This is a genomic window from Microcella sp., assembly GCF_030645145.1.
Lineage (GTDB): Bacteria > Actinomycetota > Actinomycetes > Actinomycetales > Microbacteriaceae > Microcella.
Window position 1 is genome coordinate 1 of record NZ_JAUSMI010000112.1, and the last position, 7755, is coordinate 7755.

Annotated in this window: 8 protein-coding genes; all 8 read left to right on the forward strand. The window is 72.6% G+C overall.

The genetic code is table 11. From position 1 onward, the window contains the following. Positions 1–584 (forward strand): 30S ribosomal protein S4 (gene rpsD / locus Q7T15_RS07880; RefSeq protein ID WP_304695017.1); only part of this gene is annotated, 584 nt, incomplete at its 5' end. Between the two features lie 140 nt (positions 585–724). After that, positions 725–949, forward strand: a complete 225-nt coding sequence (locus tag Q7T15_RS07885; protein ID WP_304695019.1) for a hypothetical protein — start codon at positions 725–727, stop codon at positions 947–949. A gap of 92 nt (positions 950–1041) precedes the next feature. Then, the gene (alaS, locus tag Q7T15_RS07890) at positions 1042–3699 is read left to right on the forward strand and encodes an alanine--tRNA ligase (RefSeq protein ID WP_304695021.1); all 2658 of its coding nucleotides are present in this window, start codon (positions 1042–1044) and stop codon (positions 3697–3699) included. A gap of 2 nt (positions 3700–3701) precedes the next feature. Beyond that, positions 3702–4175, forward strand: a complete 474-nt coding sequence (ruvX, locus tag Q7T15_RS07895; protein ID WP_304695023.1) for a Holliday junction resolvase RuvX — start codon at positions 3702–3704, stop codon at positions 4173–4175. Further along, the gene (gene mltG / locus Q7T15_RS07900; RefSeq protein WP_304695025.1) at positions 4172–5407 is read left to right on the forward strand and encodes an endolytic transglycosylase MltG; all 1236 of its coding nucleotides are present in this window, start codon (positions 4172–4174) and stop codon (positions 5405–5407) included. The genes ruvX and mltG overlap by 4 nt, the downstream gene beginning before the upstream one ends. A 4-nt stretch (positions 5408–5411) precedes the next feature. Next, positions 5412–6245 carry a shikimate dehydrogenase gene (locus Q7T15_RS07905; RefSeq protein WP_304695027.1) on the forward strand — a complete coding sequence of 278 codons (834 nt, stop codon included), beginning with the start codon at positions 5412–5414 and terminating at the stop codon, positions 6243–6245. A 35-nt stretch (positions 6246–6280) separates the two neighbouring features. Further along, a complete protein-coding gene (gene aroC, locus Q7T15_RS07910) occupies positions 6281–7483 on the forward strand; it encodes a chorismate synthase (protein ID WP_304695029.1) in 1203 nt (400 codons plus the stop codon). After that, positions 7476–7755, forward strand: a 280-nt coding sequence (locus tag Q7T15_RS07915) for a shikimate kinase (protein WP_304695031.1), incomplete at its 3' end; no start/stop codon positions are given. The genes aroC and Q7T15_RS07915, both read left to right, overlap by 8 nt.

A 7755-nucleotide genomic window follows, 5' to 3' on the forward strand; every position in this document is an offset into this window, starting at 1 on the left:
CGCTCGGCATCGCCCTCACCCCGAAGGCCGCCAAGTACCTCGAGAAGCGCCCCTACGCTCCGGGCGAGCACGGCCGCACCAAGCGCAAGGCCGACAGCGACTACGCCGTCCGTCTGCGCGAGAAGCAGCGTCTCCGCGCCCAGTACGGCATCCGCGAGGCCCAGCTCCGCATCATCTTCCAGGAGGCCCGCCGCACCGCCGGCCTGACCGGTGAGAACCTCGTCGAGCTCCTCGAGATGCGTCTCGACGCGCTCGTCCTGCGCGCCGGCTTCGCCCGCACCACGGCGCAGGCCCGTCAGATGGTCGTGCACCGCCACATCCTCGTCGACGGCAAGATCGTCGACCGCCCGTCCTTCCGCGTGAAGCCCGAGCAGCTCATCCACGTCAAGCCCAAGAGCGAGTCGATGGAGCCCTTCCAGGTCGCCGCCGCCGGCGGTCACGTCGACGTCCTCCCCAAGGTCCCTGCCTACCTGGACGTCGAGCTCGACAAGCTCCAGGCGCGCCTCGTGCGCCGCCCGAAGCGCGCCGAGGTCCCCGTGACCTGCGAGGTCCAGCTCGTCGTCGAGTACTACGCGGCTCGATAGAACCGATCGCTCCTCGAGAGCGAACGAACGGGGGTCCGGCGCACGCCGGGCCCCCGTTCGGCGTTCCGGCACCGGCGCTAAGGTGGAAGCACGTCCGGCACCCCGGGCCACCGCCGCCGCCGCAGTTGAGGGAGACCCCCATGAGAAACGCCGTCTGGCTCGTCATCGGCATCACCATCGGATTCTTCGCCGCGCACCAGGTCGAGAAGTCGCCCCAGGGCCGCCAGTTCCTCGACGAGGTCGACGCCAAGGCCCGCGGGTTCGGCGAGGCCGTCCTCGACGGGTACCGGCAGCGCGAGGCCGAGCTCCGCGCGGCCGTCGCCGAGGCGGAGGCGACCATCGCCGACCTCGAGCGCCGCTCCTAGACCCTCGCCGGGCATCCGCGCCCCCGCACCGGGGCACGCCGCCGTGCGCGCACCGTCCACGCACCACTGATCACAGGACTCCTCGAACCTCCATGCAGACCGCCGACATCCAGCGCCGGTGGCTCGACTTCTTCGGAACTCGCGGCCACACCGTCGTCCCCTCCGCCTCCCTCGTCAGCGACGACCCGACGCTGCTGTTCACCGTCGCCGGCATGGTGCCCTTCGTCCCCTACCTCACGGGGGTCGTCCCCGCGCCGTACCCGCGCGCCACGAGCGTGCAGAAGTGCATCAGGACGAACGACATCGAGGAGGTCGGCAAGACCCCCCGTCACGGCACGTTCTTCCAGATGAACGGGAACTTCTCGTTCGGCGACTACTTCAAGGAGGGGGCGATCGGGTACGCCTGGGAGCTGCTCACCACGACGCAGAGCGACGGCGGCATGGGCTTCCAGGAGAAGGACCTGTGGGTCACCGTCTACAAGGACGACGACGAGGCGATCGCGCTCTGGAAGAAGATCGCGGGCCTGCCCGACGAGCGCATCCAGCGCCTCGACATGGACACCAACTACTGGTCGACCGGCCAGCCCGGCCCCGCCGGCCCGTGCTCGGAGATCTTCTTCGACCGCGGCCCCGCCTACGGCATCGACGGCGGCCCCGCGACCGACGACGACCGCTACGTCGAGATCTGGAATCTCGTCTTCATGCAGTACCTCCGCGGCGAGGGCACGGGCAAGAACGACTTCGAGATCCTCGGCGAGCTGCCGAACAAGAACATCGACACCGGCATGGGCATGGAGCGCGTCGCATTCCTGACCCAGGGCGTCGAGAACATGTACGAGATCGACCAGGTCCGGCCCGTCCTCGACGCGGCGTCCGCGATGTCCGGTCGCCGCTACGGCGCCGACCACGACGACGATGTGCGGATGCGCGTCATCGCCGACCACGTGCGCTCGAGCCTCATGCTCATGACCGATGGCGTCGCCCCCGGCAACGAGGGGCGGGGCTACATCCTGCGCCGCCTGCTACGACGGAGCATCCGCGCCATGCGCCTCCTCGGCGTGGACGCGCCGAGCTTCGAGGTGCTCTTCGCCGCATCGCGCGACGCGATGAGCGCGGCCTACCCGGAGATCACCGAGCACTACGACCGCGTCTCGCGCCTCGCTCTCGGCGAGGAGGAGGCGTTCCTGCGCACGCTCGCGGCGGGCACGACGATCCTCGACCTCGCCGTCGCGCAGACGACCGCGACGGGCGGGCGGACCCTTCCCGGGGACACCGTCTTCCAGCTCCACGACACCTTCGGGTTCCCGCTCGACCTCACGCTCGAGATGGCGGAGGAGAACGGCCTCACGGTCGATCGCACCGAGTTCGACCGGCTCATGACCGAGCAGCGCACGCGCGCGAAGCTCGACGCGAAGTCGAAGAAGGGCGCCCTCGCCGACCTCAGCGTCTACGGCGCCTTCCGCGCCGCGGGCGAGACCGAGTTCCTCGGCTACGAGGCGCTCGAGACCGAGACGACCGTGCTCGGCCTGCTCGTCGGCGGCCAGAGCGTGCCCGTCGCGCAGGCGGGCGACATCGCCGAGGTCATCCTCGCCGAGACGACGCTCTACGCCGAGTCGGGCGGTCAGGACAGCGACGAGGGCGCGATCGTCGGCAACGGCTTCGACCTCGAGGTGCTCGACGTGCAGAAGCCCGTCAAGGGTCTCATCAGCCACACCGTGCAGGTGCGGTCGGGCGAGGTCCACGTCGGCGACGCCGCGCGCACGCAGGTCGACCCGGTGTACCGCCGCTCGGCGACGCAGGCGCACTCGGCGACCCACGTCATCCACGCGGCGCTGCGCCAGACCCTCGGCCACGACGCCCACCAGTCGGGTTCGTACAACAAGGCCGGCTACATGCGCCTCGACTTCAGTTGGAACCAGGCGCTCAGCGCCGCGACGCGCAGCGAGATCGAGGAGATCAGCAACCTCGCGGTGCGCGACAACCTCCCCGTCGACACGCGCGTCATGGGCCTTGACGAGGCGAAGTCGCTCGGTGCGATGGCGCTCTTCGGCGAGAAGTACGGCGACACCGTGCGCGTCGTCGACATCGGAGGCCCGTGGTCGCGCGAGCTCTGCGCCGGCACGCACGTCGGCTCGTCGGCCGAGATCGGCCTCATCAGCGTCGTGAGCGAATCGTCGGTCGGCTCGACCAACCGCCGCGTCGAGGCGCTCGTCGGTCTCGAGGCGTTCCGCGAGCTCGCGGCCGAGCGCGCGCTCGTGCAGCAGCTCACGAGCAGCCTCAAGACGCCTCGCGACCAGCTCGCCGACCGCATCGCCGACCTCAGCGCGCAGCTCAAGGCCGCGGAGAAGAAGGTCGCGCAGTTCGAGGCGAGCCGGCTGAGCGAGCGCGTGCCCGCCCTCGCGCAGTCGGCGTCGAGCGTCGGCGCCTTCACGGTCGTCGCCGAGCACCTTGGCGCCCTCGGCTCGGCCGACGACGTGCGATCGCTCGCGACGAGCGTGCGCGAGCGGCTCGCGGCGCAGCCGGCGGTCGTCGTGCTCGCGGCGGAGGTCGGCGGCAAGGCGACGGTCATCGTCGCGACGACGCCCGCCGCGCGTGACGCGGGAGCGAAGGCGGGCGCCCTCGCGCGCACCGCCTCGGGCGTCCTCGGCGGCGGGGGCGGCGGCAAGGACGACCTCGCCCAGGGCGGCGGCACCGACCCGTCGGCGATCCCCGCGGCGCTCGAGGCCGTGCTGCGCGAGCTCCGCGGCTGATCGTGCGGGTGGGGGTGCGCCTCGGCGTCGACGTCGGGAAGGCGCGAGTGGGGGTCGCCCGCAGCGATCGCCACGGCGTGCTCGCGACCCCGGTCGAGACGCTCGCGCGCCGCGACGACGTCGTCGGGAGCATCCGCCGCCTCGTAGCGGAGCACGAGGCGATCGAGGTCGTCGTCGGCCTGCCGCTGTCGCTCAGCGGCGCCGACACCGCCTCGACGGAGGACTCGCGGCAGGTCGCGGCCCAGCTCGCGAACGCGATGCCCGAGACGCCGGTGCGGCTCGTGGACGAGCGGCTCACGACCGTCACGGCCGCGCGGGCGCTGCGCGATTCGGGCAGGAGCGCGAAGAACTCGCGGTCCGTCGTCGACCAGGTCGCCGCTGTTATCCTGCTCCAGCACGCGCTCGACCACGAGAAGTCGCGGGGCGAGGCTCCCGGCACGATCGTGGATCCCGACGGAGGTCCCCCCGCACCGTGACGAACAACGACGACGACACCTGGGCAGAGATCTTCGCCACCCAGCCCGACTCCGACCGCCGCGGCGGCCGGGTCGGCAGCGATCCCGAGCCCGATCCGGCGCCCGCGACGCGACGCGCTCGACGGTCGGGCTTCGACCGCCCCGCCCGCCGGCGCAGCGGCCGCGCCCCGGTCGTCATCGGCGTGATCCTGCTCCTGCTCGGCCTCGGAGCCGGTGCCGCGTGGTTCGCGTGGTCGAACTTCGAGCCGCAGATCCGTGAGGCGCTCGGCCTCGAGGTCGCCGACGACTACGAGGGCGACGGCAACGGCGAGGAGGTGCTCGTCACGATCGTGCCGGGCGACATCGGAGAGGACGTCGCGCTCACGCTCCAGCAGTCGGGCGTGACGATGAGCTTCGGCGCCTTCTACGACCTGCTCCTCGCCGACGCGTCGATCTCCTTCCAGCCCGGCACCTACGCGCTGCAGGGCGAGATGTCGGCGCGCGCCGCGCTCGACGCGCTGCTCGACCCGGCGAACCGCGTCGAGAGCCGCGTGACCATCCCCGAGGGCACCGTCCTGACCGACACCCTCGAGCTCCTCGCCCTCGGCACGGGCCTCCCCGTCGAGGACTTCCAGGCCGCGATCGCCGACCCGACGCGCTACGGCGTGCCCGCCGAGGCGCCCTCGATCGAGGGCTACCTCTTCCCGGCGACCTACACCTTCGAGCCGGGCACGACCGCCGAGCAGGTCATCGAGCGGCTCGCGACCGAGATGACGACGCGCCTCGACGCGCTCGGCGTCGCGCCGGAGGACCGCTACCGCGTTCTCACCCTCGCGTCCGTCGTGCAGCGCGAGGCCGGGAGCGAGCTCGACGACTTCGGGCGGGTCGCGCGCGTCTTCGTGAACCGCATCGATGAGGGGATGCTCCTCCAGAGCGATGCGACCGTCCACTACGGCACCGGCAACTTCGACTCGGTCTTCACGACCGACGCCGAGCGCGGCGACGCCTCCAACCCGTACAACACGTACGCGAACCCCGGTCTCCCCGTGGGTCCGATCGGACTCCCCGGTCAGGTCGCGATCGAGGCGTCCGTCGCGCCGCCCGAGGGGGAGTGGCTGTACTTCGTGACCGTCAACCTCGCCACCGGCGAGACGGTGTTCTCCGAGACGCTCGCCCAGCACGAGGCCGCCGTGCGGCAGCTGCAGGAGTGGTGCAACTCCTCGGAGGAGAACCGCACCGTGTACTGCGGCTGACGGCATGAGCATCCGCCGCCTCGCGGTCGTCGGCTCGCCGATCGCGCACTCGCTCTCGCCGGCGCTGCACGCCGCGGCCTACGCGGCGCTCGGGCTCGACTGGGCCTACGAGCGCCACGAGCTGCGCGAGCACGAGCTGCGCGGCTTCGTCGACGGGCTCGACCGCTCGTGGCGCGGGCTCTCGGCGACCATGCCGCTCAAGAAGGAGCTCGTCCGGCTCGCCGATGAGTCCGATCGCACCGTCGCGCTCACGGGCGCGGCCAACACGCTGCTCCTCGCCGACGACGGGCGCCGCATCGTGCGGAACACCGACGTCGCCGGGGTCGAGCACGCCCTCCGCGACGCGGGCCTCGAGAGCGCGGCGCACGCCGTGGTCGCAGGTGCCGGCGCGACGGCGAGGTCCGTGCTCGTCGCGCTCGACGGCTTCGGGCTGCGCTCGGTCACGGTCGCGGTGCGGGATCCGTCGCGCGCGGCCGGTCTCGTCGCTCTCGCCGACGAGCTGCTGCTCGAGGTCGACCTCGTCGCGCTCGACGACCTCGCCCACGTCGTCGTCGGCGCCGACGTCGTCGCCTGGACCCTCCCGAACGGCGTCGCGCTCGATCGCGAGCTGCCGGCGGATGCCCGGCGCGAGTCGGTGGCGCTCGACGTCACCTACCACCCGTGGCCGGGTCCGCTCGCGGCGCAGTGGCTCGCGGTCGGCGGCCGCGTCGCCTCCGGCCGCGACATGCTCCTGCATCAGGCGGTGCGCCAGGTGCGGTTCTTCGTCTCGGGTCAGACCGAGCATCCGCTGCCCCGCGAGGCGCAGGTCGAGGTCGCCATGGCGGCCGCGCTCGCGTGACCGGACCCCCATCCGCTGCGTGGGAGGATGGACGCATGCTGCGCTGGTTGACCGCCGGAGAATCCCACGGACCCGAGCTCATCGCCGTCATCGAGGGCCTGCCCGCTGACGTGCCGGTGACGCGCGAGGCCATCCAGGCCGACCTTCAGCGCCGGAAGCTCGGCTACGGCCGCGGCGCGCGCATGAAGTTCGAGCAGGACGAGCTCTCGATCTCGGGCGGCGTGCGCCACGGCCGCACGATGGGGAGCCCCGTCGCGCTGCGCATCGGCAACACCGAGTGGCCCAAGTGGACCACCGTCATGAGCCCCGACCCGGTCGACCCCGCCGAGCTCTCGGGCGGGCGCGGCGCGCCGCTCACACGCCCGCGGCCTGGCCACGCCGACCTCGTCGGCATGCAGAAGTACGGCTTCGACGAGGCGCGACCCGTCCTCGAACGTGCGAGCGCCCGCGAGACCGCGGCGCGCGTCGCCCTCGGCGCCGTCGCGCGGGCGTTCCTCGGCGAGCTCGGCATCCGGCTCGTGAGCCACACGCTCTCGATCGGCCCCGTCCGCGTGCCCGACGACGCCCCGCTGCCGCGCCCGGACGACGTCGATCGCCTCGACGCCGATCCGCTGCGCTGCCTCCACGCCGAGACGAGCGAGCGCATGGTCGCCGAGGTAGACGACGCTCACAAGACCGGCGACACGCTCGGCGGCGTCGTCGAGGTGCTCGCCTACGGCGTGCCGCCCGGGCTCGGCTCGTACGTCCACTGGGATCGCCGGCTCGATGCGAAGCTCGCCGCCGCGCTCATGGGCATCCAGGCCATCAAGGGCGTCGAGGTCGGCGACGGCTTCGAGACCACGCGCCGTCGCGGCTCGGCCGCGCACGACGAGCTCGTCGTCGACGACGGCATCATCGAGCGCGTGAGCGATCGCGCCGGCGGGACCGAGGGCGGGATGTCCACGGGAACCGTCCTCCGCGTCCGCGCAGGCATGAAGCCGATCGCGACCGTGCCGCACGCGCTCCGCACGATCGACGTCGCGACGGGCGATGCCGCTCCCGCTCACCACCAGCGCTCGGACGTGTGCGCCGTGCCCGCGGCCGGCGTCGTCGCCGAGGCGATGGTCGCGCTCGTCGTGGCCGAAGCCATGCTCGAGAAGTTCGGCGGCGACTCGGTCGCCGAGACGCGCCGCAACCTCGAGGGCTACCTCGCGGCGATGCCCGCGAACCTCGCGACCGCGGTCAGCACCGGTGAGTGACGCCGGTGCCGCATCGCGCGGACCGGTCGTCGTGCTCATCGGGCCGCCGGCCGCGGGCAAGTCGCGCGTCGGCAAGCGCGTCGCGCGCATCCTGGACCTTCCGGTCATCGACACCGACAAGGTGATCGCCGCCGAGCACGGCCCGATCCCCGAGATCTTCGCCGCCCACGGCGAGCCGCACTTCCGCGCCCTCGAGCGCGCCGCGGTCGTTGATGCCCTGCGCGAGCGCGCGGTCGTCTCGCTCGGCGGCGGCGCCGTGCTCGACGCCGACA

Excerpts from the sequence above, each read along its gene's own strand:
- Q7T15_RS07885 (WP_304695019.1), top strand. The coding sequence starts at position 725 with ATGAGAAACGCCGTCTGGCTCGTCATCGGCATCACCATCGGATTCTTC.
- alaS (WP_304695021.1), top strand. The coding sequence starts at position 1,042 with ATGCAGACCGCCGACATCCAGCGCCGGTGGCTCGACTTCTTCGGAACT.
- Q7T15_RS07905 (WP_304695027.1), top strand. The coding sequence starts at position 5,412 with ATGAGCATCCGCCGCCTCGCGGTCGTCGGCTCGCCGATCGCGCACTCG.
- aroC (WP_304695029.1), top strand. The coding sequence starts at position 6,281 with ATGCTGCGCTGGTTGACCGCCGGAGAATCCCACGGACCCGAGCTCATC.